Annotated in this window: 24 protein-coding genes, 2 tRNA genes and 2 pseudogenes; 21 read left to right on the top strand and 7 right to left on the bottom strand. The window is 66.1% G+C overall.

Features of this window, described 5'->3' with window-relative positions:
* Positions 1-95: 95 nt before the first annotated feature.
* From PKE75_RS14785 to PKE75_RS14750, 8 genes are all read left to right on the top strand, one after another.
* Positions 96-1,355: a YbfB/YjiJ family MFS transporter gene (locus tag PKE75_RS14785; RefSeq protein WP_271169511.1), complete on the top strand. Its 1,260-nt coding sequence runs from the start codon at positions 96-98 to the stop codon at positions 1,353-1,355.
* Positions 1,356-1,440: 85 nt separating this feature from the next.
* The gene (locus PKE75_RS14780; protein ID WP_271169510.1) at positions 1,441-2,424 is read left to right on the top strand and encodes a tripartite tricarboxylate transporter substrate binding protein BugD; all 984 of its coding nucleotides are present in this window, start codon (positions 1,441-1,443) and stop codon (positions 2,422-2,424) included.
* Positions 2,425-2,463: 39 nt separating this feature from the next.
* The gene (locus PKE75_RS14775) at positions 2,464-2,931 is read left to right on the top strand and encodes a tripartite tricarboxylate transporter TctB family protein (RefSeq protein WP_271169509.1); all 468 of its coding nucleotides are present in this window, start codon (positions 2,464-2,466) and stop codon (positions 2,929-2,931) included.
* Between the two features lie 13 nt (positions 2,932-2,944).
* Entirely contained in the window at positions 2,945-4,450 is a 1,506-nt protein-coding gene (locus tag PKE75_RS14770; RefSeq protein WP_271169508.1) for a tripartite tricarboxylate transporter permease, read from the top strand.
* Positions 4,451-4,523: 73 nt separating this feature from the next.
* Positions 4,524-4,599 (top strand) — tRNA-Lys (locus tag PKE75_RS14765).
* Positions 4,600-5,021: 422 nt separating this feature from the next.
* Entirely contained in the window at positions 5,022-5,324 is a 303-nt protein-coding gene (locus PKE75_RS14760; RefSeq protein WP_271169507.1) for a hypothetical protein, read from the top strand.
* Between the two features lie 189 nt (positions 5,325-5,513).
* Positions 5,514-5,753 (top strand): DUF2188 domain-containing protein, encoded by a 240-nt coding sequence (locus tag PKE75_RS14755; protein WP_271169506.1) that lies wholly within the window; start codon positions 5,514-5,516, stop codon positions 5,751-5,753.
* 369 nt (positions 5,754-6,122) lie between these two features.
* Positions 6,123-8,900, top strand: coding sequence for a sensor histidine kinase (locus PKE75_RS14750; protein ID WP_271169505.1), 2,778 nt, complete (start codon positions 6,123-6,125; stop codon positions 8,898-8,900).
* 161 nt (positions 8,901-9,061) lie between these two features.
* On the opposite strand, the gene PKE75_RS14745 is transcribed toward PKE75_RS14750, so the two are convergent.
* From PKE75_RS14745 to PKE75_RS14735, 3 genes are read right to left on the bottom strand one after another with little or no spacing between them, the layout of a single operon-like run.
* Positions 9,062-9,196 (bottom strand): entericidin A/B family lipoprotein, encoded by a 135-nt coding sequence (locus PKE75_RS14745; RefSeq protein ID WP_271169504.1) that lies wholly within the window; start codon positions 9,194-9,196, stop codon positions 9,062-9,064.
* A 23-nt stretch (positions 9,197-9,219) separates the two neighbouring features.
* Positions 9,220-9,402 (bottom strand): CsbD family protein, encoded by a 183-nt coding sequence (locus PKE75_RS14740; RefSeq protein ID WP_271169503.1) that lies wholly within the window; start codon positions 9,400-9,402, stop codon positions 9,220-9,222.
* 60 nt (positions 9,403-9,462) lie between these two features.
* Positions 9,463-9,768, bottom strand: a complete 306-nt coding sequence (locus PKE75_RS14735; protein ID WP_271169502.1) for a hypothetical protein — start codon at positions 9,766-9,768, stop codon at positions 9,463-9,465.
* Positions 9,769-9,939: 171 nt separating this feature from the next.
* On the opposite strand from PKE75_RS14735, the gene PKE75_RS14730 reads away from it, so the two are divergent.
* Positions 9,940-10,016, top strand: a tRNA-Pro gene (locus PKE75_RS14730).
* A gap of 63 nt (positions 10,017-10,079) precedes the next feature.
* Here the strand turns inward: PKE75_RS14730 and PKE75_RS14725 are convergent.
* The 3 genes and pseudogenes from PKE75_RS14725 to PKE75_RS17950 form a co-directional block, all read right to left on the bottom strand.
* Positions 10,080-10,289: a site-specific integrase gene (locus tag PKE75_RS14725; RefSeq protein WP_271169501.1), complete on the bottom strand. Its 210-nt coding sequence runs from the start codon at positions 10,287-10,289 to the stop codon at positions 10,080-10,082.
* Positions 10,290-10,461: 172 nt separating this feature from the next.
* A complete protein-coding gene (locus PKE75_RS14720) occupies positions 10,462-10,701 on the bottom strand; it encodes a hypothetical protein (protein ID WP_271169500.1) in 240 nt (79 codons plus the stop codon).
* 10 nt (positions 10,702-10,711) lie between these two features.
* Positions 10,712-10,909: pseudogene (locus tag PKE75_RS17950) on the bottom strand (type I secretion protein); the annotation flags it as partial.
* Between the two features lie 424 nt (positions 10,910-11,333).
* Between PKE75_RS17950 and PKE75_RS14715 the strand changes: the two are divergent.
* The 12 genes and pseudogenes from PKE75_RS14715 to PKE75_RS14665 all read left to right on the top strand — a co-directional run bounded on the left by PKE75_RS14715 (position 11,334) and on the right by PKE75_RS14665 (position 22,759).
* The gene (locus PKE75_RS14715) at positions 11,334-12,119 is read left to right on the top strand and encodes an HAD-IIB family hydrolase (protein WP_271169499.1); all 786 of its coding nucleotides are present in this window, start codon (positions 11,334-11,336) and stop codon (positions 12,117-12,119) included.
* Between the two features lie 102 nt (positions 12,120-12,221).
* A complete protein-coding gene (locus tag PKE75_RS14710; protein WP_271169498.1) occupies positions 12,222-12,404 on the top strand; it encodes a hypothetical protein in 183 nt (60 codons plus the stop codon).
* The gene (locus PKE75_RS17945) at positions 12,401-12,664 is read left to right on the top strand and encodes a hypothetical protein (RefSeq protein WP_428979149.1); all 264 of its coding nucleotides are present in this window, start codon (positions 12,401-12,403) and stop codon (positions 12,662-12,664) included. Before PKE75_RS14710 ends, PKE75_RS17945 begins: the two co-directional genes overlap by 4 nt.
* 42 nt (positions 12,665-12,706) lie before the next feature.
* Positions 12,707-13,132: pseudogene (locus tag PKE75_RS14705) on the top strand (CrcB family protein).
* A 439-nt stretch (positions 13,133-13,571) separates the two neighbouring features.
* Entirely contained in the window at positions 13,572-14,387 is an 816-nt protein-coding gene (locus PKE75_RS14700) for an oxygenase MpaB family protein (protein WP_271169496.1), read from the top strand.
* Positions 14,388-14,716: 329 nt separating this feature from the next.
* Positions 14,717-15,091 carry a hypothetical protein gene (locus tag PKE75_RS14695; RefSeq protein ID WP_271169495.1) on the top strand — a complete coding sequence of 125 codons (375 nt, stop codon included), beginning with the start codon at positions 14,717-14,719 and terminating at the stop codon, positions 15,089-15,091.
* A gap of 69 nt (positions 15,092-15,160) precedes the next feature.
* On the top strand, positions 15,161-16,432 hold the full coding sequence (locus PKE75_RS14690; RefSeq protein ID WP_271169494.1) for a TolC family protein: 1,272 nt from the start codon (positions 15,161-15,163) through the stop codon (positions 16,430-16,432).
* Entirely contained in the window at positions 16,429-16,830 is a 402-nt protein-coding gene (locus PKE75_RS14685) for a hypothetical protein (RefSeq protein ID WP_271169493.1), read from the top strand. Before PKE75_RS14690 ends, PKE75_RS14685 begins: the two co-directional genes overlap by 4 nt.
* A complete protein-coding gene (ihpB, locus tag PKE75_RS17835; RefSeq protein ID WP_309298818.1) occupies positions 16,827-18,260 on the top strand; it encodes a divalent metal ion exporter adaptor subunit IhpB in 1,434 nt (477 codons plus the stop codon). Before PKE75_RS14685 ends, ihpB begins: the two co-directional genes overlap by 4 nt.
* Positions 18,250-21,498 carry an efflux RND transporter permease subunit gene (locus tag PKE75_RS14675; RefSeq protein WP_428979145.1) on the top strand — a complete coding sequence of 1,083 codons (3,249 nt, stop codon included), beginning with the start codon at positions 18,250-18,252 and terminating at the stop codon, positions 21,496-21,498. Before ihpB ends, PKE75_RS14675 begins: the two co-directional genes overlap by 11 nt.
* Entirely contained in the window at positions 21,495-21,977 is a 483-nt protein-coding gene (locus PKE75_RS14670; protein WP_271169492.1) for a hypothetical protein, read from the top strand. Before PKE75_RS14675 ends, PKE75_RS14670 begins: the two co-directional genes overlap by 4 nt.
* Positions 21,978-22,195: 218 nt before the next feature.
* Positions 22,196-22,759 (top strand): manganese efflux pump MntP, encoded by a 564-nt coding sequence (locus PKE75_RS14665; protein ID WP_271169491.1) that lies wholly within the window; start codon positions 22,196-22,198, stop codon positions 22,757-22,759.
* Between the two features lie 713 nt (positions 22,760-23,472).
* Here the strand turns inward: PKE75_RS14665 and PKE75_RS14660 are convergent.
* Positions 23,473-24,585: an ABC transporter permease gene (locus tag PKE75_RS14660; RefSeq protein WP_271169490.1), complete on the bottom strand. Its 1,113-nt coding sequence runs from the start codon at positions 24,583-24,585 to the stop codon at positions 23,473-23,475.
* Position 24,586: the final 1 nt, after the last annotated feature.

Below are 24,586 nucleotides of genomic sequence, written 5' to 3'. Positions count from 1 at the left end.
CCTCGCTTCTCTCGTCGCCGCGCCGCGCGGGGCTGGGTTGCCGTGGCGCGGCTGGCCCCCGAGGGCGTGGCGCTGCATGTGAGCGGCGTCGACTCATGCCGGACAAATCCTTGCCCAACGCCGCCTCATCTTCTGATCTCCGCAAGGCGGTGCTCGCGGTCATCGCGCTTTCGATGGCGCCCGCCGTGGGGCTTGGCATCGGCCGCTTCGCCTACGCCCTCGTGCTGCCCGACATGCAGACGGCGTTCGGCTGGAGCTACGGCCAGGCCGGCTTTCCGAACGCAATGAACGCGCTCGGCTATTTCATCGGAGCGTTCACTGCCGGCCGCCTCGCCGCGCTGACGGGCGGCCTGAGGCTCGTGCTCATCAGCTCGGCGGCAGCGGCGCTTTCGACGGCGGTCAGCGCGGGAGCGACCGGGCTGGTCTCGCTGTCCGTGCTTCGCTTCATCGCGGGCGTCGCCGCGGCGCATGGGCTCGTCGCAGGCGGCGCCGTGGCGATCGCGATCGCGGAGCCGCTCGGCAGGCGCGGATCGCTGATCGTCGGAATGCTCTATGCAGGGCCGCCGGCCGGCATCTTCGTCTCCGCCCTTGTCACGCCGTTCGCCCTCGCCGTCGGCGGCGGAGAGAACTGGCGCATGGCCTGGCTCCTCCTCGGAGGGGCTTCCGCTGTGATGCTCGCGCCGCTCGCGCTGCCGTCGCTCCGCGACGCGGACGGGGAAAGCCGCGTGGTGGCCGGGGCTCCTGCGCCGCTTCGCCCGATGGCGCCGGTGCTCGTGGCCTACTGCGTCTTCGGCGCGGGCTACATCGCCTACATGACCTTCATGATCGCCTTCCTGCGCAACGGCGGAGCCACTCCTTCAGAGGAGTCGGCGTTCTGGTGCGCGATCGGACTCGCGGGCTTCGTCGCGCCATGGCTTTGGTCGCGCGCGCTCGGCGCGCTGAAGGGAGGTCTCGGTTTCTCCGCCGCGGCGGCGGTGACATGCCTCGGGGCCGCCGCGCCCTTGCTGTCTCACTCGTTCGCGGCCGAGATCGCCTCCGGCGTCGTGTTCGGGCTCGGCATGTTCACGACGAGCGCCGCGACCACCGTCTTCGTCCGACGCAACCTGCCGCCCGCAGCCTGGGCCTCGGGCGTCGGCGCGATGACAGTCGCCTTCAGCGTCGGACAGACCGCCGGGCCGGTGCTCACCGGCTTCGTCACAGACCAACTGGGCGGGCTCGACGCCGGACTCGGCTTCGGCGCGGCCCTGCTTGCGCTTGGCGCCGCCGTCTCCGCAATCCAGCGTGATCGCGCTCCTCTCCCCGTTGCGCCGCCGGTTTCCATGCCGGATGATGCCGTCGTCGGGCGGGGCGCTTAGCCTCTCCGGCGCAACAAGCCGGGCTCCCGCATCGGAGCCGGCGGGCGACGGCGATCAACGCCGCGCCGTGGGAGGGGAAAGACCGATGAGGCGCACCAGCGTCCGCACCTTCGTCGTGGCCGCGTTCGCGACCGCTTTTGTGATCGGCCCGGCGGCCGCCGCGGACTATCCCGCACGCCCAATCACCATGGTCGTTCCGTTCTCGGCCGGCGGTCCGACCGACACCGTGACCCGCCTGGTCGCCGAGGCGATGGGCAAGGATCTCGGCCAGCAGATCGTGGTCGAGAACGTCGGCGGCGCGGGCGGCACGCTTGGCGCAGGACGCGTCGCGAAGGCCGATCCGGATGGCTACACGCTGCTGCTGCACCACATCGGCATGGCGACCAGCGCCACGCTCTACCGCAAGCTTCCCTATGACACGCTCAACGCCTTCGACTATGTCGGCCTCGTCACCGATGTGCCGATGACGCTGGTCGCGCGCGCCGACTTCGAGCCGACCGACCTGAAGAGCCTGATCGAATACGCCAAGGCCAACAAGGACAAGGTGACCTACGCCAACGCCGGCGTCGGGGCGGCCTCGCATCTCTGCGGGATGCTGTTCATGAGCAAGATCGAGACCGTGCTCACGACCGTCCCCTACAAGGGCACCGGGCCGGCGATGACCGACCTCCTTGGCGGTCAGGTCGACATGATGTGCGACCAGACGACGAACACGACGAACCAGATCAAGGGCGGAAAGATCAAGGCCTACGCGACGACGACCAAGCAGCGCGTGGCCTCGCTGCCGGACGTCCCGACGGCCGAAGAAGCCGGTCTGCCGGGCTTCGAGGTCGGCATCTGGCATGGGATCTACGCGCCGAAGGGGACCTCGCCTGAAGTCCTCGCCAAGCTGACTGCCTCGCTGCAGACGGCGTTGAAGGATCCGAACGTCATCAAGCGCTTCGCCGATCTCGGCACCGCGCCCTCGAGCGAGGCGGAGGCGACCCCGGATGGCCTCAAGGCCAAGCTCAGCTCCGAGATCGACCGCTGGGCGCCGGTGATCAAGGCGGCCGGGGTCTACGCCGACTGAACCGGCCCGCCACGTGGCGTCGCCAGCACGAGAGCCGGCATGAAGGTCGACACCCGCGAAATCGCCTGCGGCGCGATCTTCATCGCGATCGCCGCGGCGTTCGCTATCGCCGCGCTCGACCTTCCCATGGGAAGCGCCCTGCGCATGGGGCCGGGCTATTTCCCGATGGCGCTCGCCCTGATCCTTGCAGCTCTCGGGCTGATCATCGTGATCAAGGGACTTGGCCGCGCTCCGTCGCCGATCGGCGGCGTGCCGTGGCGGGGGCTGCTGTTCATCCTGCTCGCCCCGCTCGTCTTCGGCCTGACCGTGCGGGGACTCGGCCTCGCGCCGTCGATGGCGCTCGTCGCGGCGATCGCGACGCTCGCCAGCGCGCGGGCCGGCATGAAGCTCGCGGCGGCGATGACGCTCGGGCTCACGCTGTTCTGCGTTCTGGTGTTCAGCTACGGGCTGGGGCTGCCCTATGCGCTGTTCGGGCCGTGGTCCGCGCCCTTCCTGCCCGGCGTTTGAGGAGACGACGGCAGTGGACCTTCTCGCGAATCTCGGCCTCGGCCTCGCGACGGCCACGGAGCCGGTCAACCTGCTGTTCTGCTTCGCCGGCGTTCTGCTCGGCACGCTGATCGGCGTGCTGCCTGGCATCGGCCCGACGGCGACGATCGCAATGCTGCTGCCGATCACCTTCGGCTTCGAGCCGGCCACCTCGCTGATCATGCTCGCCGGCATTTATTACGGCGCGCAGTATGGCGGCTCGACCACCGCGATTCTGATCAATCTGCCGGGCGAGAGCTCCTCCGCCGTCACCGCGATCGACGGCTACCAGATGGCGCGGCAGGGCAGGGCGGGTCCGGCGCTCGCGACGGCAGCCCTCGGCTCGTTCTTCGCCGGCACCGTCGCCACGGTCCTGATCGCGGTGTTCGCCCCGCCGCTCACCGCGGTCGCGCTCAAGTTCGGGCCGGCGGAGTACTTCTCGCTTCTGATGCTCGGCCTTGTGGCCTCCGTCGCGCTCGCCCACGGCTCCGTGCTCAAGGCGCTCGGGATGATCGTCACGGGTCTGCTGCTCGGACTCGTCGGCTCGGACGTGAACACCGGCGCTCAGCGATTCACGATGGGCTTCCCGGAACTCGCTGACGGGCTGAACTTCGTCGCGGTCGCGATCGGCGTGTTTGGCATCGCCGAGATCCTGCGTAACCTCGAAAACGAGACCGATCGCGACGTGATGGTGAAGAAGGTCACGAACCTCTTTCCGAGCAAGGCGGACTTCAAGGCGATGGCGTGGCCGGTGGTGCGCGGAACCGCCGTGGGCTCGATCCTCGGCATCCTGCCGGGCGGCGGCGCGATTCTCTCGTCCTTCGCCGCCTACACCGTTGAGAAGCGGATCTCGAAGACGCCGCACCGCTTCGGCAAGGGCGCGATCGAGGGCGTCGCCGCGCCGGAGGCCGCCAACAACGCCGGCGCGCAGACCTCCTTCATCCCGATGCTGACGCTCGGCATTCCGGCCAATCCCGTCATGGCCCTGATGATCGGCGCGATGATCATCCAGGGAGTGCAGCCAGGTCCGAACGTCGCGATCGAGAAGCCCGAGCTGTTCTGGGGGGTCATCGTCTCGATGTGGATCGGGAACCTCATGCTGGTTCTCCTCAACCTGCCGCTGATCGGGCTTTGGGTGCGCCTCCTGACGATCCCCTACACCGTGCTGTTCCCGGCGATTCTGACGTTCTGCTGCATCGGCGTCTACACGGTGAACTCCAACGCCTTCGACCTGTTCACGGTCTCGGCCTTCGGCCTGCTCGGCTACGTCCTCGTCAAGCTCGATTGCGAGCCAGCGCCGCTTCTGCTGGGCTTCGTGCTCGGCCCCATGCTCGAGGAGAACCTGCGGCGCGCAATGACCATTTCCCGGGGCGATCCGATGGTGTTCTTCACCCGGCCGCTGAGCGCCGGGCTGCTGATCGCCGCGGCTCTGGTGCTGGTCGTGGTGTTCTTGCCGGCCGTGCGGGCGAAGCGCGAGGAAGTTTTCCAGGAGGAGGGCTGACGGCGCTGGACAGCCGCTCCGGGCTTTGTTACATCCCCGGCCCTGCGGCGCGGCGCCGAAGATTTTGGTCTTCGGGCGCATAGCTCAGTTGGTAGAGCAGCTGACTCTTAATCAGCGGGTCCTAGGTTCGAGCCCTAGTGCGCCCACCAAGATCCTCTTGGTGTTCCTTCCGCGTCGCATGGTCTGTTCCGACGGGCCGCCCGGCCCTTCCGATAAGCTCATCTCCATTCTTCTCGCAGGCGCGCGCGGCCGCTGCCGCCCTTGCGCGTCATAGCGCGTAGTGGCTTCGGTCGGCTCCGCGTCGGCCCTCTCGATGACGCCGCCCTAGATCGCGTAAGAACCTTCGCCTGCATGCAGCCGGATGGATCGTCGCTTTGGTCGTCCATGGGAGATGGACGACCTCCGAGGGCCTGGCGCGTCCGGATCGCCATCACCGTTTCGGCGCGCGTCGTGCGCCCTTCAGAGCGGTCAGGCTGAGTTTATGAACGCGGACGCTGCGCGGGCTCTCTTTTGACGGAATCATGAAAGCTAGTGAGTCCGCAGGCCTTCGGCCGCGCAGGGGGACTCTGAGATGGCAAAAAATGGCGGGCGGAACTTTCTCGAGCGATTGATCGGGCGCTTCGCGAATTGGCTGTCCGGCACGGCCGGATTCCTGATCGTGAACGGCATAATGGCCGTCGGCCTCATATTCACGTGGCTCGACGTTCTGCATGACGACGTCTACACGCTCGGCCTGTCTATCGCCGCGATCACGATCACCAACGCCGTCCTTGTCGCGCAGCGTCGCGATACGGAGGCGGTCCACGCGAAGCTCGACGAACTCATCCGCTCTTCCGAGGCCCGGGACGCCGTCATCGGCATCGAGAAGGATTAGGATTTCCTAGAATGGCGTCGGGTTCCGCTCGGCCCGCGGACTGCGTCTGGGCCAAGCGGCGCAAACCTGTTCGCGATCGAATCCCGCGATCTCCCTTGGCCGAGCGCGGATTGATTTGCGGCGTCCCGAAGCGCAGCCTGCGGCATGGGCGTTCGGCTGGTCGGATATGCCCTGCAGGGAGCATCAGCAATGGTCGAGGCAATCTACCAGATCGTCCAGCACGACGGCGGCTGGGCGTACAAGCTTGGCGACGTGTTCTCCGAGACGTTCCAGACCCGCTCCGAGGCGCATGAGGCGGCGGAAGCGGCCGCTGCCGAACAGCGGCTGTCCGGCGACGACGCCGACATCGAATACGAGGACGCCAAGGGCGCATGGCACGAAGAGCATTCGAACGCTGACGACCGGCCGTCGACGAGCGTGAAGGACTGAAGCGTCCCCGGCGCAGAACAGGCCTTCTCCTCGGAGGCGAACCGCCACCTCGCGGGCGGCGGCGGGGCGCCGATCCAGATCACGGCGGGCGCCAGCGCCGATAGGATCGTGGCGTCGACCTGTCCGCCTCCGATCGCGCCGACTTCCGTGAGCTTGCCCACCAGCCCGCGCCGTTAGCGGAATGTCGGACACGCCGCCGTCTCGCGTAGAGCCGCAACGGCGATACATGGTTCCGGCGAACAAAAGCAGGCGTAAAGTAAACGCGGACCGCAGACCGAGAAGCGTATCGGCGTCTGCGCCGCATCGCTTCCGCCACCGCGGACATCGGGGTCGAATGGCAGGATCCGAGCGCCCGGAAAGCAACCGCCGATGACACCGCCGCACGCCATCTCGCCGCTTCGATATGCGTTCGGCGCCTTCGCTTCGCTGGCCGCCGCCGGCCTCGCGGCCTGCGCGCTGATCAGGCTCGCAAGCGGCGCGCCGCTGCTGGCGACGCTGATCGCCGGCTCCTCCCCGATGAAGCCGGCCGTGGCGGTCGCGATCTTGTGCGCCTCAACGGCCTGGCTCGCGCTGCATGCGCGAGCCGCCTGGGCCGGCGCGCTCGGCCTCGCGCTCACCGGCGCAACCGCGGCGGCGGCGGGCGCAGGCCTCGTCGAACATCTCTCGGGCGTCGACCTCGGCGCGGCGCTCGCAATTCCCGCCGACGGCGGAGCCCGGCGGATTGGCGTCGCGGCCGGGGCGTCGCTGCTCTTCTCAGCGCTTGCTCTCGCGCTGACCCGGTCGGCGTCGGAACGCGCGGAGGACGTCCGGCAGTTCGCGCGCGTCGCCGGCCTGTCGATCCCGCTGTTCGCGATCGCGCTGCTGATCTACGATCCGTTCGCGCTCGACGTGATCCATGGCTTCGAAGGGGTCTCGCTCGACGCGGCCATGGCGCTCGGCCTGGTCTTGCTCGCGATCGGCTTCGATCGTCCGGTGGCGAGCCTGCGCTGGCAGATCGCGCATGTCGGCGTCGCCGTCATCGCTCCGCTCGCTGCGCTCACCATCCATTTCGCGAGCGCAGAGCGCGAGAGCGCGCTGTCTCGCGCCGAGGACCGACTGGCGGCGACGGCGAGACTGGTCGCCGAGCGGCAGGAGGGGGTGATCGAACAGGCGCGGCAGATGCTGATCGTCCTCGGTCGCTCAGGCGGCGCGCGTCAGCCGAGCCCCGCCTGCGAAACCTCGATGGCGGAATTTATGAAGCTGAATCCATCGGTGAGAGCGATGTTCACAATCGGCCGAGAGGGGATGATCCGCTGCGCGACCATGGCTGGCCTGACCTCGGTCGTGGTGGGCGATCGGGATTACGTCCGGGGGGCGTTCGATTCGGGCGGCTTTAGCGTCAGCAACTTTTTCCTTTCGCGCCCACACGGCGACCCGCGGATCGCGGTCGCGCTTCCCGACCCGATCGATCCCGACCTGATCGTCGCGGCTTCGCTGGACCTCGCCGCGCTCGGAGATCCGCTCGATCGCGAGCTCGGGGATGGCGTGACGAGCACGCTGATCGACGGGAACGGCGTCGTCATCGCACGGCGTCCCGAGAGACATGGCCTTATCGGGCGCAGCATCGCGGACGCGGAGTTCGCCGCGCGCGCGCTCGTTCAATCCGACCGGGCCTATGTCGCTCCGGAACTCGACGGCAGGCAGACAGTGTTCGTCGCGCGGAGGCTGCTCTCGGGCCACAGCACGCTGATCATCGGCGTGCCGCGGAAAGACGTCGTCGGGCCGGTCGACCGTCGCCTCAACGACCGCCTGCTGCTGATAGCCGCGATTCTGACGGCCTCCATCGCGCTCGGCGTGCTGGGAGGCGAACTGCTCGTCTTGAGGCCCCTCAGGCGGCTCATCGCCTATGCGCGGCGGCTCGAGGCGGGGGATCTGACCGCGCGCCCGGAGATCGGCTCGAGCGGAGAGGTGAGGGCGCTCGGCCGCGCGCTCTCGGCCACCGCCGGCGCGATCGAGAGCCGCGAAAGGCGCCTCGCTGAGACGGAGGCCCTGTTCCGGCGCCTATTCGAACACTCGCCGGACGCGACGGCCGTCGTGCGCGTCGATTCCGACGGCGACTTTCGCATCGAGACCTGGAATGACGCGGCGGCCCGGTTCTCGGGTCTCGCCGCCCGCGACGTCGTCGGAAGACGCCCGCGCGACGTGTTTCCCGACTCCCGCGGCGCTTCGCTCGAGCACGATCTTCGCCGCACCGTCGAGCAGGGCGGCGTGACGACCATCGAACGCGAGCCGATCGTCAATGGCATGGCGACCGTGTTCGAGATGGTTCAGGCGCCGCTCTATTCGCCCGAAGGAAGCATTGAACGCATCTTCGTCAGCGCGCGGGACATCAGCGAGCGGAAGCGCGTCGAACGGCTGAAGAACGAATTCGTCTCGACCGTCAGCCATGAGTTGCGCACGCCGTTGACCTCGATCGCTGGATCGCTCGGCCTGCTCGCGGGCGGCGCCGCTGGAACGCTGGGCGCGAAGGCCGCCGGGCTGATCGCGATCGCTCATTCGAACAGTCTGCGGCTGGTGCGGCTGATCAACGAAATTCTGGACATCGAGAAGATCGAGGCCGGCCGCATGACGTTCGAGACGACGACGCTACAGGTCGCCGACCTCGTCAACCAGGCGGTGGCGGAATTGAAGGGCTACGCTCATGGGTTCGGCGTAAGCGTCGATGTCGTCCCTTCAGGCGGAGAGTTGCTGGTCCGGGGCGACCCGGACAGACTGAGCCAGGTCGTGACCAACCTGTTGTCGAACGCCATCAAGTTTTCGCCGCCCGGCGAAGTCGTCACCGTCTCGCTGCGAACGGAAGGCGATGTCGTGGTGCTGAGCGTCGACGATCGCGGCCCTGGCGTGCCGCAGGCGTTCCGCTCGCGTCTCTTCACGAAATTCGCCCAGGCGGACAGCTCCGACAGCAGGCGCAGAGGCGGAACGGGCCTCGGCCTTGCGATCGTGCGCGAGATTGTCGATCGCCATGCCGGCGCGGTGTCATATCGCGCGAACGAATTCGGCGGGGCCGTATTCGAGGTGCGTCTGCCGCGGCGTTTCGAAGGTGAGGGGATGGCGGCCTCGGCCGGCGGCGGGCAGGCCGGAGCGCCAACCCCGCACGCGCGCCGCTGACGTCAGAAGGCGGCGGATTCCTCAGGCGGAGGAAGACGCCCACCTCCGCGAGACCGTATCGACCTCGCCGAAACGCAGTCGCGAGGCGTCCGACACACGGCGCATTCACCCGCGAGCGGCGCCGGGGAACAACGGGCTAGATGGCCTTAAGACGATGACGATCAGTTGGCGGCCCGCGAGACGGCCTTCCCGCTGTTCTGGATGTCGTGGCCTGCGCCCCTAACCGTATTGGCGCAGGCCGCAAGCGCGACGGTCGCCACAATGGCGGCCACGAAAAAAATCACACGTCCGTACATGGTGAATTCCCCCGATCAGATTGTTACTTGGTCGCCGACTTGACGGCGGTGGTCGCCTTGCCCGCGGCCTTCTGGACCTTGCCTTCGACCTGCTCGGCCTTGCCCTTGGCCTCAAGCTTTGAGTTGCCGGTGGCTTTGCCGACGCTGGATTTCGCTTTGCCGATTGCGTCTTTGGCCGAACCTTCGACGGTGTTCTTGTTCACCATTGCTCTTCTCGCTCTTTGTCGCGCCGCCGACTGGCTGACGCTTGCTGCACGAAGTTCCGTTCAGAGAACGAAGCGCCCGAGAATCAGTCCGACCACCAGGGCGGCGCCTGCTGCTGCAAGTGGATTGCGACGAATCGACTCTTCGAGAGAAGCGACGCGGCTGTCGACTTGCTCGGTAGCCTCGTCATAAAGGGCGGAGCCGCGACGTCCGGCGCTGCGGATGCTGCTCGCGCCTTTTTCGGAAGCCGATTCCACGCTGTCTTCGAAGCTGGAGGCCGCGCGGTGCGCCTGAGCTCCAGCATGCTTTCCCGCCGACGCGACATCGTCCGCCAATGCGTCGGCGCTTCCCTTGATGGTGTCGGCCATAGTCTGATCCCTATGTCTTGCGTCGCACAAGCAGTGGGCGCGCACTGGAGAAACGCCCATTCGCTGGAGTGGTTCCGCGAGGTGAGGCCCGATCTTCCGGATACATCGATCGCTGATCGCGCGGCCGCTTGCGGAGCGGACCGCGTAACCCTATAAGGCCGCCTCGGCAGGCGGAGTGTGGCGCAGCCTGGTAGCGCACCTCGTTCGGGACGAGGGGGTCGCAGGTTCGAATCCTGCCACTCCGACCAGCCGATTCAATGGGTTAGCGGAAGAGGCGTCCCGAGCGCCCACGAAACCGCCCCCAAACCTGTTCAAAACGCCTTCGATATCCCCATCTGGAAGTCCGGATGGTGGTGGCCGTACGTGCTTTCGAGCACTTCGATGGTCATCCCGAGGACGCCGGCCGCCAACCACGGGTCAACGCCGGCCTGCATCATCCAGGTCGCCGCGGTATGGTTCATTGTGTGAGGCGAGACGTCCTTGCCGAGGTCGACCTTCAGCAGCTTCTTCCTCTTCGTCACATTCCAGATGATGACGCCATCGCGGGCCGTCGCCCGGGACCTGCGGACCTTCGCGATCGGCTCGCCGTGGTGATGGATAACGAGGTTGTGGCCGTTGGCCGCATCGATCGTCCGCCAGCGGCGAAGGTGAGCCAGCAGGCGATTCGGGAGCCGGGCAGAGGGCTGCCGCTTCCTAGTCTCGCGTGCGCCAGGGGCGCGGCGGCAGATCAGTCCTTGTCAACGTCGAGCCATCCGCCGAGCGTGTTCTGCGACCAGCCGAGGCGACGTCTTTGTACACGTCATCCTCGGCGGAACCGCCCGAGCCCTTGCCGGTGGGCAGGTTCACGGTCACGCCGGCTTCGGTGTAGGCGTAGCTGACGACGTCTTCGCCCCGGCCGCCGTCGATCAGATCGATCTGCCCCCCCCCCGGCATGGATGAAGTCGTCACCGGTCCCGGCGTCGATCTTGTTGGTCGCCGCCAGCCCGAGGCCTGCATAGCCAGCGTCGACTGTGTCGTCGCCGGAGCCGGCGGAAAGAGTATTATTGCCCGATTCATCGGAAATGTAGTCATCTCCGATTCCAGATGAAATAGAATCGTTTCCGCCACCGCTTAGGTTATCGAGTTCGGTTCCCCCATAGATAGTATCATTGCTCCCTTACCGAAGATAAAATTAGAGCTGGTTGTGTCACCATTGAGGATATGACCTTCATCATCGTCGGTGATCGTAGCCATAGTGAATGCTCCGGATGGGTGCGGCGCTCTCATTACCGCGTGCATTTCGGGATTCCATGCACGTTTTACGACAAAAGTCGCGATGGACTCTAGAACCGGCAACGGTCAGCTCGAAGCCCGATCGTTCAGGACGCGCGATCCGCTGAGGCTCGACGCCTCTAGCGAACGTCCTCTCGTCATCGCATTAGCGCCCCGTCTCGGCATCGGCCGTAGCGGGACGCTTTTTTGCGTTTTTGAATTGCCGAGCGTCGGCGGGAGGGATTGATGAAGGACCCTTTCCAAAAATCGGGAGGGCGCCGTAATTCCCTTCCGTGGTCCAATTTGGATGATCAATGAAGCCGCTCAATCAAGCTGCTATTTCAGGTTTTCGTGATGTGCGCTTTGTCCTGACCGACATGGATGAGACGCTGACTTTCCGGGGGCGCCTCGCGGCCAACACCTATGCGGCCCTTGAAGCGCTGCAGACGGCAGGAGTGAAGGTAATTCCGGTGACCGCCGCGCCAGCAGGATGGTGCGACCAGATGGCTCGCATGTGGCCAGTCGATGGCGTAATCGGAGAAAATGGGGGGCTCTTCTTTCGTAGAGCGCCCGATGGGCATGGGGTTCAGCGCCACTTCTGGCATGAGCACGACGAGAGGACTGCCATGTCGTCTTGTCTGCTCCATATCGGGGATAGGGTGAGAAACGAAGTTCCTTCAGCTATCTTCGCTGACGATCAACCATTCAGGCTTACCAGCATTGCTTTTGCAAAACCGGATGAGGCGTCCGACTGTATCGCGATCGTCGACGCGTTGCGCAAGGCGGGAGCTGACGTTACAGTCAACAATCTTTGGGTGCTAGGCTGGCTTGGAGGGTATGATAAGCTGTCAATGACACGTCGCGTACTCCGGGATCATTACGATGTTGATGTCGATTGCGATCGTGGTGTTGTTCTATACAGTGGTGACTCGACTAACGATGCGCCCATGTTTTCATTTTTTGAGCATACAGTCGGCGTCAGCACCATTAAAGAATATCTTGACCAAATTCCTTTGCCGCCTCGGTGGATCACACGTGGGCCGGGAGGAGCGGGTTTCGTAGAGGTCGCAAAGGCCGTTATATCGGCGCGCAATCTATGACTATCTCGAGCGTCATCCTCACGTGAGAGGTTCGCGGACAAGCGTCCTTACCTTGAGGTAACAGGCCGTATAAACCGCCGCCCTCCGCGGCGCGCTACGTCCTTGGCCGCGCGCTTTCCGATCGCATCGATCGAGGAGGATTTCGCGGAGGACGACTGGGAATCGTTTCCTAGGCAGACGGCGAAGCTCGGAAACGAGATCCAGATCGTCGGTGACGACCTCTATGTCACCAACCCGGAATTTATCCGGCGCGGAATCGCTAATGGTCAACCAACGCCGCCCTGATCAAGCTCAACCAAATCGGGACGATCACGGAGGCAATTGAAGCTGTTGCTCTATGCCGAGAGGCCGGGTGGGAGTTCGTAATCTCCCACCGGTCAGGTGAAACGGAGGACGCGTTCATAGCTGATTTCGCTGTGGCTATGGGAGCTAACCAGATCACGGCGGGCTCCCTCTGTCGCAGTGAGCGCCTGGCGAAGTACAATCGCCTGCTTACGATCGCCCAGGGCCTTGGCGCCGAGGCGGTGTTCGGATCTCCATCCTGAATACTGAGCGGATTACGTACAATCAGGTATTTGGATGCGATGCTGCAGATGACCTTATGTGTCGCCATCGGGCGCGCGATCGTCACGGTGGCGCGATACTGGATAGATTTGTGGATGGTTTCTTTCAGTCAAAGCCTGCCTTGGGGCACTATATTAATCAAAATTGTTGGATCATTTACAATATTGTTTTTTTTGGAACTCTGACAATTGCGCATGGTCGTTACCCTTCCTCCGAGGTCTGGCGCGTCACGTTTATGGTTGGGCTGTGCGGTGGATTTACGACATTTTCGGCGTTTAGCCTTCAAACACTGGAATTGCTGCGTGCGGGCGCGCCGGCGAGGGTGGTGATTACATCGCTGCGTCAATCATTTTCTGTCTCATCTCTGTTACACTAGGTTATTGGCGGCAGACTGGCTCAATGGCGGTGTTCACCAGATCGCGAACGCTCAGATCGAGGAAGAGGGGTGAGCCGCAGAGAGAGTGGGACGCTATGCCCTACGAGGCGCTCGGTCTCGCAGCGTCGCATGGACCCGCGACTTTAGCTTCCCGCTCCCCCGGCTGAGCGAGCGGATGATGTGCCTGGAGTACGGCTCCCGCCGCGTGACGGTTGCGTTCTCGCCGCCGCGGCCGGGTGCGGACCTGCAGACGACTCGGAGTGCCCAGCGCGCTATGCGCGACCTTTATTATCGGACAACGTGGTCTGTACGGACGCGCGCCGCAGGAACGGGATCTGTCTTCGGCGTCGCCCTCGTCGTGGCGCCGGGCGCAGAGATGCTTGACCCGCCGCTGGCGGACTGGTCGCCAGACGCTTCTAGCTGTTACGTAAGGTATATGGGCAGACCTACGCATATCGGCGGGAAGGGTTGATGCTGAGTACGATCAAGGAGTTATTGCGCCCCCCGCGGGGGTGAACTTTGATTTCAGTCGGCCGGCAGGCGAGCCGGCACTGGCGCCGGCAGACGGCGTATCCTGGCGCGTGTTCGCCAATCCGATTTCGCTGTATGTCGGCGGCGTCGCGGCGGTGCTTCTCGAACTGGCCGAGCCATCCGTGCGGTCAGGGGTTTGGGATCATAGCGGGTTCCGGCATGACCCCGGCTTGCGTCTGCACCGAACCGGCTTCGCTGCGATGGCGACTGTCTATGGCCCTCGCTCGGCGACGCAAGAGATGATCGCCCATGTCGTTCGGCTGCACGATAGAGTGCGGGGCACAACGCCCGACGGCGTGGCCTATCAGGCCAATGATCCCCGCTTGCTCAACTGGGTCCAGGCAACCGCGACGTTTGGGTTCATCGAAGCGTATCACCGCTATGTTCGGGCACTGTCGCCCAGCGAGAAATCCGCTGCATTTATCGAGGCGCGGCCCGCCGCCCGGCTTTATGGCGCGACCGGCGCGCCAAAATCATGGGCGGAGTGGGAGGCGCTGCTCGCGGTGACGGCGCCGGGGCTCGAGGGATCGGACAACCTTGCCGAATTTATAGCTATCATGCGCGACGCGCCCATCCTGCCCGCGCCGCTGCGCTGGCTTCAGCGCCTTCTGGTCCGCGCGGCGGTCGACATGACGCCTGAACCGGTACGGTCCTTGCCGCAATTAAGAGGACACGGCCTGCGTTTTGGCGACGCAATGCTGGTGCGAACGCTCGCGCGAGCCGTTGTCCTTGTTCCGCAGCACGACACGCCGCGCGCCCAAGCTGATCGACGTTTGAGCGCAGCGCGTTCAGACTGACAGAAAATGACGTAATGTCGCACTGCATCACAGGGCCACACCGGCTTTCAAGCAAACTCGAGCGACGTCGAAAGCCCCTCAGCCCGTTTGCTGACGGCGCGCGGATAGTATCGGCGGTGTTCCGACGCGGCATGTGCAGGCGACGCTGAATATGCTCGCCGAGCCGTAGCTCTCCGTTCGGTAACTTATGCCCACGCCAGCTCTCTCCTGGCGCTACAGATGCTTTGCTAAGGCAGGATCCATAGACAGGTCACCGCGCGGTGACCTCGCGGATTTGTGGCCCTCCATATGCTTGACACCGCCCACGAACTCGCCGATTGCGTCGCAGCATGGTCGACTGGTCGAAGGCTAACTTGTCGTGGGCTGGGCGCTTCTGCGTCCGGCTCGCGATCGTGCTTTGCCTCGTTGTGTCCGCCTTCGGCAGCGCCGTTGAGCACGGGCTGGAGGCCGACAGCGGCAGATCCAGTTCGACGCTCGCACTGGAGGTCGTGCCGGAAAGCTCCCGCGACGAGGTCAGCGGCGACATCGACAAGGGCGCTGAGCTCGCCGACCACGGATGCCATGGCTGTGCGGCAATTCCCCAGCCGCTGCGGAACGGCGCGGCGGGCCACCGCGCTTTCAACAAGGCGATCCCGGCCTGGGCTTCGGTTCCTTCGTCTTCGGGACGCGAGCCCCTCATCGACCTCCGGCCTCCCCGGGCCTGACCTGACGGCTTCCGTGTCGGCACGCGCTTAACAAGCCGCGCCCCTGCTCGTCAGTTCTCCAGGTCAATCATGCTTTTCAGAACCCGCGCGCTTGCGCTGGGGGTGGCGATCGCGCTGCTCCTGGCTCCCGCGACGCACGCCAAATCCGCATCGCGGACCCTCACGCTTTCCCAGGCGCTGTCCCGCGCCGTCGCCTCCAGCCCGAGCCTTGCGGCCGCCGACCGGGAGATCGGCGCCGCGTCGGGCCGCGCCATGCAGTCGGCGGTTTTCCCGAACCCCGCGCTCTCCTTCGAGCTCGACAACGCCTTCGGCTCGAGGTCGAAGCGCAACCTCGACGCCGCCGAGACCACGCTCCAGATCAGCCAGCTCTTCGAGCTCGGCGGCAAGCGCGACGCCCGCATGGCGATCGCCGCGGCCGAGGGCGACGCGGCGCGGTGGGAGCGCGCCGCCACCCGCCTGCAGGTCCTCGCCGAAGCCGCCGAGGCGTTCGCGAGGACGCTCGGGGCGCAGCGGCGCGTCTCCGAGCTCGAGGACCAGGTCGATGACCTCGACCGCCTGACCCCGCTGCTGCAGAGGCGCGTCGCGGCTGGCGCTTCCTCCAGCGCCGAGATCTCGCGGGGCCGGCTGGCGACGGAGACGACGCGGGTCGAACTCGCCAAGGCGCGTGCGGCCTTCCAGTCCGCCCGGCGCGAGCTCGCGGTGCTGATCGGCGAGACGGCGCCGTCCTTCGCCGCGGTCGGCGGGGACCTATCCCGGATCGGCGCGCCGCCTTCGTTCGACGGCCTGATGGCGCGAGCTCTCCAGACGCCTCAGCTCACGCGCTTCACGGCCGTCATGGCGCAGCGGCGCGCGCTTCTCGCGGCGGCGCGCGCCAAGGCCGTGCCGGACATCACCGCGGGCGTCGCCTGGCGGCGCTACGAGGAGGACAGGTCGAACGCCGCGCTGGTCTCACTCAGCGTGCCGCTCCCGCTGTTCGACCGTAACCAGGGCGGCGTGATCGAGGCGCAGCAGACTCTCGCCAAGACCGACGCCGAGCGCGCGGCTTCCCGGAACGCGCTGACGGTGCTGGTCGGCCGCGCCTACGAGGCGCTTCGGGGCTCCTACGAGGAAGCCCGGCTCACCCGCGGCAACGTCCTGCCCGTCGCCCGCGAGGCCTACGACAGCATCCGCTCCGGCTACGCGGAGGGCCGCTACACGCTGCTCGAGCTTCTCGATGCGCGGGCTGCGCTTTCGGAAGCGTCCCTCAAGGAGATCGATGCGCTCGTCTCCTTCCACGCATCGCTCGCCAGTCTCGAAGGCCTGACGGGATCCGCACTCGTTCTGTCCCGGAGAGACAAATGACCGTCCGCAAGCCCGCCCGCGCCGCGGCGCTGATCCTGCTCGCCTCGTTGACCGCGGCGTGCTCGAGCTCACCCGAGGTGAAGCGCATCGGAGCCGTCCCGAACACGGACGGCCGCTGGGTCTATGACGGCCGCCGCCCGCCGAGTTGCAACGACCGGAACCGCCGCGTCCGCCACTTCCACGGCGACGGACACACGACCGGGCACGAGCACCTCGGCCATGGCCACAAGTGGAACGACCGGAACTTCAAGGGCTACCTGACCAAGCCGCCCTGCTACATCCGCCGCGCGGCGTACCTCCGCGGCGAGGCGATGGCCATCCCTGCAATCCAGACACGTCCTTCGGCCGTCGGCGTGACCGCCACGGCGCCCAACGCCCTGTCCGGAGACTTGTCATGAGCCGTTCCGCCGCGCGCAACGCCGTCGTCCTAGCGATCGGCGGCCTCATCGGGGCCGGGAGCCTGTACGCGGTCCAGGAGGGGCCGTCAGCCCTCCCGGTCAAGGCGCTCTCCCTGTACTCGAGCCTGCTCGGCGGCGACGGCAGCGCCCATGCGGAAGGACCCAAGGCGGTCGCGGCCGCGGATGGCCACAATAAGAACGACGGCCATGCTCATGGCGAGGCGGAAACGGGCCACGGCAAGGATGACGGCCATGGCCACGGCAAGGAGGGCGAGCACTCGGTCGACGACGGGCACGACCATGGCTCTGGCAAGGACGATGGCCATGGCCATGACAAGCCGAAGCCCAGGGTGGAGGCGGGCCCGCCGGCCGTCATCGCGGCCTCGGATGACCATAAGGAGGGCGACGGTCATGGCCGCGACGAGCCGGAAAAAGCGCACGCCGAGGATGACGGGCACGGGCACGGCTCAGGCAAAGCCGACGCGCACGGAAAGGACGATGGTCACGGCCACGACAAGCCCAAGGCCGAAGCGGCGCAGCCGATGAAGGTCGCGGCGGTCGACGCCAAGGATGACGGCCATGGTCACGGCGGCGGCCACGACGAGGAACTTCCCGAGGGCGTCGTCGAGCTCGGCGACGCCAAGGTGAAGATCTCCGGAATCACTCTCAGCGAGGCGAAGCCCGCGACGCTGCGCGAGGAACTCCAGCTCAACGGGATCGTTCAGGCGAACCAGGAGGCGACGGTGCAGGTCACGCCGCGCTTCGCGGGCATCGTGCGCACGCTCGCCAAGCGGCTCGGAGACGAAGTCAAGAAGGGCGAGCTACTGGCGGTCGTCGAGAGCAACCAGAGCCTCACCGCCTACGATCTCAGGGCGCCGATCTCGGGCGTGATCACCGAACGGCAGGCCTCCCTCGGAGAATACGTCTCGGAGCAGAAGCCAGCGTTCGTGGTGACGGACCTTTCGACGCTGTGGGCCGACTTTTCGGTCTATCGTCGCGACCTGACCAAGGTGCAGGTCGGCGAGACAGTGCGGATAGATCCGGAAGACGGCGGCGCCCCGATCGAGGCGAAGATCTCTTACCTCTCGCCAATGGGAGCCGCGGACACTCAGAGCGCCCTCGCGCGGGCGGTCATTAAGAACGACGGCCGCTTCCGTCCGGGCCTGTTCGCGCTCGGCAATGTGTCGACCGCGGAGCAGAATGTACCGCTCGCGGTCTCGATCGAAGCAATACAGTCGCTGGAGGGCAGGGACGTGGTCTTCGTCCGCGAGGGCGACCGCTTCGCCGCCCGCGACGTGATCCTTGGGCGCCGCGACTCCTCCAACGTCGAAATCGTCTCTGGTCTGAACGAGGGCGAGCCCTATGCGGCCAGGAACAGCTTCGTCGTCAAGGCCGAGCTCGCCAAGGGGAGCGCGAGCCATGAGCACTGAAGCCTCGGAGGGGACGCCATCGGGGCTGATCGAGCGGACGCTCGCCTTCGCGATCGCGCAGCGCTGGCTGGTGGTCCTATCCTGCCTCGCAGTCGCGGGGCTCGGCGCGTGGAACTTCCTGCGGCTGCCGATCGACGCGGTTCCGGACATCACCAACGTCCAGGTCCAGATCAACACGACCGCGCCGGGCTTCTCGCCGCTCGAGGTCGAGCAGCGCATCACCTATCCCCTGGAGACCGAGATGGGAGGGCTGCCGGACCTCGACTACACCCGATCGCTGTCGCGCTACGGCCTCAGCCAGGTGACGGTCGTGTTCAAGGACGGGACCGACATCTACTTCGCGCGCCAGCTCGTGAACGAGCGGCTGCAGCAGGCCAAGGACCAGCTCCCGGCATCGACCGAGACCGCCATGGGGCCGATCTCGACCGGGCTCGGCGAGATCTACAATTACGTGGTGGACGCGAAGCCGGGAGCGAAGAAGCCGGACGGCTCCGACTACACGCCCTCCGACCTCCGGACGATCCAGGACTGGATCATCAAACCACAGCTTCGCACCGTCCCTGGGGTGGTGGAGGTCAACACGATCGGCGGCTACGAGCGCCAGCTCCACGTGCTGCCGAATCCCGCTCGGCTGATGGCCCACGGCCTCACCTTCCGGGACGTGATGACCGCGCTCAGCTCCAACAACAACAATGTCGGGGCCGGCTACATCGAGCGGAACGGCGAGCAGTACCTCGTCCGCACCCCAGGCCAGGCGATGTCGGCGGACGACGTGGCGCGCATCGTGATCGGCTCGCATTCGGGCACGCCGGTGCGGGTGTCGGACGTCGCCGAGGTGAAGGACGGCCGAGAGCTGCGCAACGGGGCCGCGACGCTGAACGGCCACGAGGTCGTGCTCGGCACCACGATGCTGCTGATCGGCGAGAACAGCCGCACCGTGGCCGACCGGGTCGCGACCAAGCTCGGCGAGGTGCAGAAGTCGCTGCCGGAGGGCGTCGAGGCGCGCCCCGTCTACGACCGCTCGACTCTGGTCGAGGCCACCATCGCGACCGTCGAGAAGAACCTCGTCGAGGGCGCCCTGTTCGTCATCGCCGTGCTGTTCCTGCTGCTCGGCAACATCCGCGCGGCGATCGTCACCGCCTGTGTGATCCCGCTCGCGATGCTCTTCACCATCACAGGGATGGTCGAGAACAAGGTCTCGGCGAACCTGATGAGCCTCGGCGCGATCGATTTCGGCATCATCATCGACGGGGCGGTCATCATCGTCGAGAATTGCCTTCGCCTGCTCGCCCACGAGCAGCATCGCCGCGGCCGCCTGCTGACCCTCCAGGAGCGGTTCGACACGATCCGCGCCGGAGCGAGCGAGGTCATACGGCCGAGCCTGTTCGGCACGCTGATCATCGCGGTCGTTTATCTGCCCGTCCTCACCCTCACGGGCGTCGAGGGCAAGATGTTCGCGCCGATGGCCGTGACCGTGCTGATGGCGCTGCTTGGCGCCTCGATCTTCTCGATGACGTTCGTGCCGGCCGCGATCGCGATCTTCGTCTCTGGGAAGGTGTCGGAGAAGGAGAACTGGTTCATGCGCGGCGCGCGCGTGACCTACGAGCCGCTGCTCGGCCTGATGATCCGGCTCCGCTGGGTGGTGGCGCCGGCCGCCGCGGCGCTGGTCGTGGTCACGGCGCTGGCGGCATCGCGGATGGGGGGAGAGTTCATCCCGAGCCTCGACGAGGGCGACGCGGCGGTCCAGGCGCTCCGCGTCCCTGGAACGAGCCTCACCCAGTCGCTCGAGATGCAAGGCGCGCTGGAGAAGCGCCTCATGCAGCTGCCCGAGGTGAAGGAGGTGTTCGCCCGCACGGGCGTCGCCGAGGTCGCGACCGACGCCATGCCGCCCTCGATTTCCGACGGCTACCTCATGCTCAAGCCCCGCTCCGAATGGCCGAACCCGGCCAAAACCAAGGCGGAGCTCATGGAGGACGTGGAGAAGGCCGCGGAGGAGATTCCGGGGTCGAACTACGAGCTCTCGCAGCCGATCCAGCTCCGTTTCAACGAGCTGATCTCGGGCGTGCGATCCGATGTCGGCGTGAAGATCTTCGGCGACGACCTCGACACGCTGCTCCAGACCGCGGGCAAGGTGCAGGCGGTGTTGTCCAAGGTGCCGGGCGCGGCCGACGTGAAGACCGAGCAGGTCACCGGCCTGCCGATCCTGACGGTGAAGCTCAACCGCGCCGCGCTCTCCCGCTACGGGGTGAGCGTCGGAGACGTCCAGGAGATCGTCGAGATCGCGGTGGGCGGCAAGGAGGCCGGCCAGATCTTCGAGGGCGACCGCCGTTTCGACATCGTCGTGCGGCTGCCCGAGGCGCTCCGGACCGACATCGACGCGCTTAAGAACCTGCCCGTGCCGCTGCCCGCCGGGGACGGCGACGCCGCCGCCCAGCCGACGGCCGCGGCTTTCGGGACGACACAGCCGCGCACTCGCTACGTGCCGCTATCGTCGCTCGCCTCGCTCGAGGTGGCGCCCGGGCCCAACCAGATCAGCCGCGAGAACGGCAAGCGGCGGATCGTGGTCTCGGCCAATGTCCGCGACCGCGACCTCGGCTCCTTCGTGGGCGAGGCCCAGAGGGCCATCACCGACCAAGTGCGGCTCCCGACCGGGTGCTGGATCGGCTGGGGCGGACAGTTCGAGCAGTTGGTGTCGGCGACCGAGCGCCTCACCATCGTGGTGCCGATCGCGCTGGGCCTGATCTTCGCGCTGCTGATCATGAGCCTCGGTTCCGTCAAGGACGCGGCGCTCGTCTTCTCCGGCGTGCCACTCGCGCTCACGGGCGGGGTGGCGGCTCTATTGGTTCGCGATATCCCGCTCTCGATCTCCGCGGGTATCGGGTTCATCGCTCTGTCAGGTGTCGCGGTCCTGAACGGACTCGTCATCATCGCCTTCATCCAGAAGCTCCGCGCTCAAGGCATGGAATTGGTGGCGGCGGTTAAGGAAGGCGCCCTCACCAGGCTTCGCCCCGTATTGATGACCGCGATGGTGGCCTCTCTGGGCTTCGTACCAATGGCGATCGCGACGGGTCCGGGGGCGGAGGTGCAGCGGCCGCTCGCGACCGTCGTGATTGGGGGAATTGTGTCCTCCACGATCCTGACGCTGCTGGTCCTACCCGCGCTCTACGTGCTGTTCACGCGTCGCCGTCAGCCCCGGCCGACCCAGGCGCCGGAACAGGCCGCCGCTGCTGCATCATGAAGAAGGACAGGATGCGAAAGAAACTGTTGTTCGCGGCGGCTCCCCTCTTGTTAACGGTCGGGGGCTTCGTCCCAGCACACGCCCTGAACGAAGATGTCATGCGCAACATCCTTTCGCCCGTGCTCCTGGCGCAGAATCTTGCGCTGGTTTGCGTGAAGTTCGATGCGAACTTCACGAGAGAGACCGGCGGACAGGGCGGCGACGCAGACCGCGTCCTAGACCACATCAAGGATGAGATCCTGGCGACAATGACGCGAGAGGAAGCCGGGCCGATTGTCGTAAGTGCCGCCGGGGCGGCACGCGCGGTCGGCCTCGGCATGATCCGGGCGCTCGCGGGAGGCTCCCCTGAGGAGCAGACCGCGCGGATCAGAACACTTTGCAAACGCACTGCGAAGCCACTCGTGAAGGGAGTGGTTGACGACCACGAGGGACGTCACGAGTTCTTCGAGCGGATGCTCAAGGACGCTCGACAGGGATGAAGTGGCAAAAGCGATATGATCGAGGCCGGCGGTCACGCTGACACCAGCTCCGCGCCGGCTCTTAAGTTGTTTCGGATATCCATCCAGTCGGCTGTTGCGAACGAATATCATAAGCAATCCAATGTTTTATACATAGTTGACGCGCTGGCGAGGCACGGTTAGACAGCGGCCCGCGTCAGCGTCCCGACGCGCAGTTCGATCAGCTCGGGCCAGCGACGATGTCTCCTTTCTCGATCGCCATATTGGCAGTCGGCATGTCCATCGATGCGCTCATCGCTTCTATCGGCCGGGGCGCCTCGATCGGTAAGCCGAGCTTCGCGGAAGCCGCGAGGACGGGCGCCGTCTTCGGCGCCGTAGAAACGATCACGCCCCTCATCGGCTGGGCCGCCGGCGTCGTCGCCAGTCAGTATGTGCAGGCGGTCGATCACTGGATCGCGTTCGGCCTGCTCGGAGCCGTCGGAGGGCGCATGTTCGTGCACGCGCTCAAGCGATCCTCGGAACCAAGCGCTCAAAAGCCGGGGCGTTCGATCGGGCTTCTGATCGCGACGGCGGTCGGCACCAGCCTCGACGCGATGGCGGTCGGCGTGTCGCTCGCGTTCCTGCAGGCGAATATCATCGTCATCGCCCTGTCGATCGGCCTCGCCACGGCGCTCATGTCGACCGGGGGAATGCTGGCGGGGCGCCTGATCGGAGCGAAGTTCGGCCGCGTCGCCGAGATGGCCGGCGGCGTGCTTCTCGTTGGCTTGGGCGCCTCCATCCTGATCGAACACCTTTCGGCCTGACGAACGAAGCGCTGGGGGTCCGCTGGCATGCTCTCGTTGCGGGCTAAGCGGGCCCTAAGTGAGCAGCGCCATCGCGCCCTGGTATTTCACTAGGCGACGCCGGTCCTTTGCCGTCACCTCGGTCAGTCGAAACAGGTCCATGTTGTCGGCGATGCCGGCGATCTTGACCTCTCGCCCGGTCGGCTCGCGGACGATGAAGTCGCCGTAGCTCTCGCCGGGTCGGCGCGTGACTGCATCGACACCCGCGATGACGGGTCTCGCTGAAACCCTCGGCGCGAAGCTGTTCGATCGTCCAGGGCGTGTCCTCGATGACGTTGTGCAGGACGCCCACGATGCGGGCGTCCCGCACCATGTCGGCCGGTCCGCCACGCCCCGATTGCCCCCCGAAACCCGTGAACAGAGCGAGAACATTCGGGGGCGGACGAGAGCGAAAAACGCTGAGGATTGAAGGACGCCAGCGGCGATCACAATGTTCGGGACGAGGGGGTCGCAGGTTCGAATCCTGCCACTCCGACCAGCCGATTCAATAGGTCAGCAGAATAGCTCTCAAGCGGCGTTTCGCGCCGCAGACCCGCGCCGGACTCGGCCGCTCGAGAAGCGTCTCCCACCTCCTTCTTGTGACCGGAGCCGAAAGGGTCTGCGGCTTGCCGCATAGGCCTTGCAGATCGGCGATGTGAGCTCAATCGACGGCGCCGCTCTTTCCTGACGCCGCGTCAGGCGAGGGATTTGCGAAAACGTCCCAGCGAGAAGGCGAACAGCGCGACGCCGATTGCGAACAGCGCAAGGAACTGCGGCCAGACCACGTCGAACCCCGCCCCGCGATAAAGCACGGCCTGCGCCAGCATGACGAAATGCGTGTTCGGAGCGGCAAGCATGAGGGTCTGGACGATCTCCGGCATGCTTTCGCGCGGCGTCGTCCCGCCGGAGAGGACCTGAAGCGGCAGCAGCACGAGCATCAGCAAGAGCCCGAACTGCGGCATCGAACCGGCGAGTGTGGCGAGGAAGACGCCCATCGAGGTCGTCGCGAACAGCTGCAGCGCGGTTCCGAGCATAAACAGGGCGATCGAGCCTTCGATCGGCACGCGCAGCACGCCCTGCACCACGACCACGATCGAGAAGGCGGAAGCGAGCAGCACCACGAGGCTCATCGACCAGACCTTCGACACCATGATCTCGGCCGGCGTGATCGGCATCACGAGGAGATGCTCGATGGTGCCGTGCTCGCGCTCGCGGATCAGCGCCGCTCCGGCGAGCACGATCGACAGCATGGTGACGTTGTTGATGACGTTCATGACCGCCCCGAACCAGCCCTTGTTGAGTTCGGGGTTGAAGCGGGCGCGGAGCGTAAGGTCGACGGGGAGCGCGGCGCTCGAACGGTAGCGGTCGGCGAAGGCCGCCACTTCTTCCGAGACGATGCTCTGGACGTAGCCGGCGCCGCTGAAGGCCTGCGTCATGCGCGTGGCGTCGACGTTAAGCTGGATCGCGGGCGCGCGGCCGGCGAGCAGGTCGCGCTGGAAGTTCGCGGGAATGTCGAGCGCGAAGGCGTCGAGCCCGGCGTCCATGCGCTGGTCCATTTCGGACTTCGTGATGACCTTCGGGGCCACGAAATAGGGCGGGTAGAACGCGCTCGTCACGCGCACCGAAAGGGGCGAGCTGTCCTCGTCGACGATAGCGATCGGCGCTTTGTTCAGCGTCTCCGGGAGGGCCGTCGCGCCGGTATAGACCGAAAGCGTGAAGGCGTAGGCGATGAGGATGAGCAGCATCGGGTCCCGCAGCAGGCCGCGCAGCTCCTTCACTCCGAGGTGGAAGACGGTCGAGGCGCGCATC

The sequence above is a fragment of the Hansschlegelia plantiphila genome, from assembly GCF_027922265.1.
In the GTDB taxonomy this organism is placed as follows: Bacteria; Pseudomonadota; Alphaproteobacteria; order Rhizobiales; family Methylopilaceae; genus Methylopila; species Methylopila plantiphila.
This window is presented reverse-complemented; position numbering and strand designations above follow the sequence as displayed.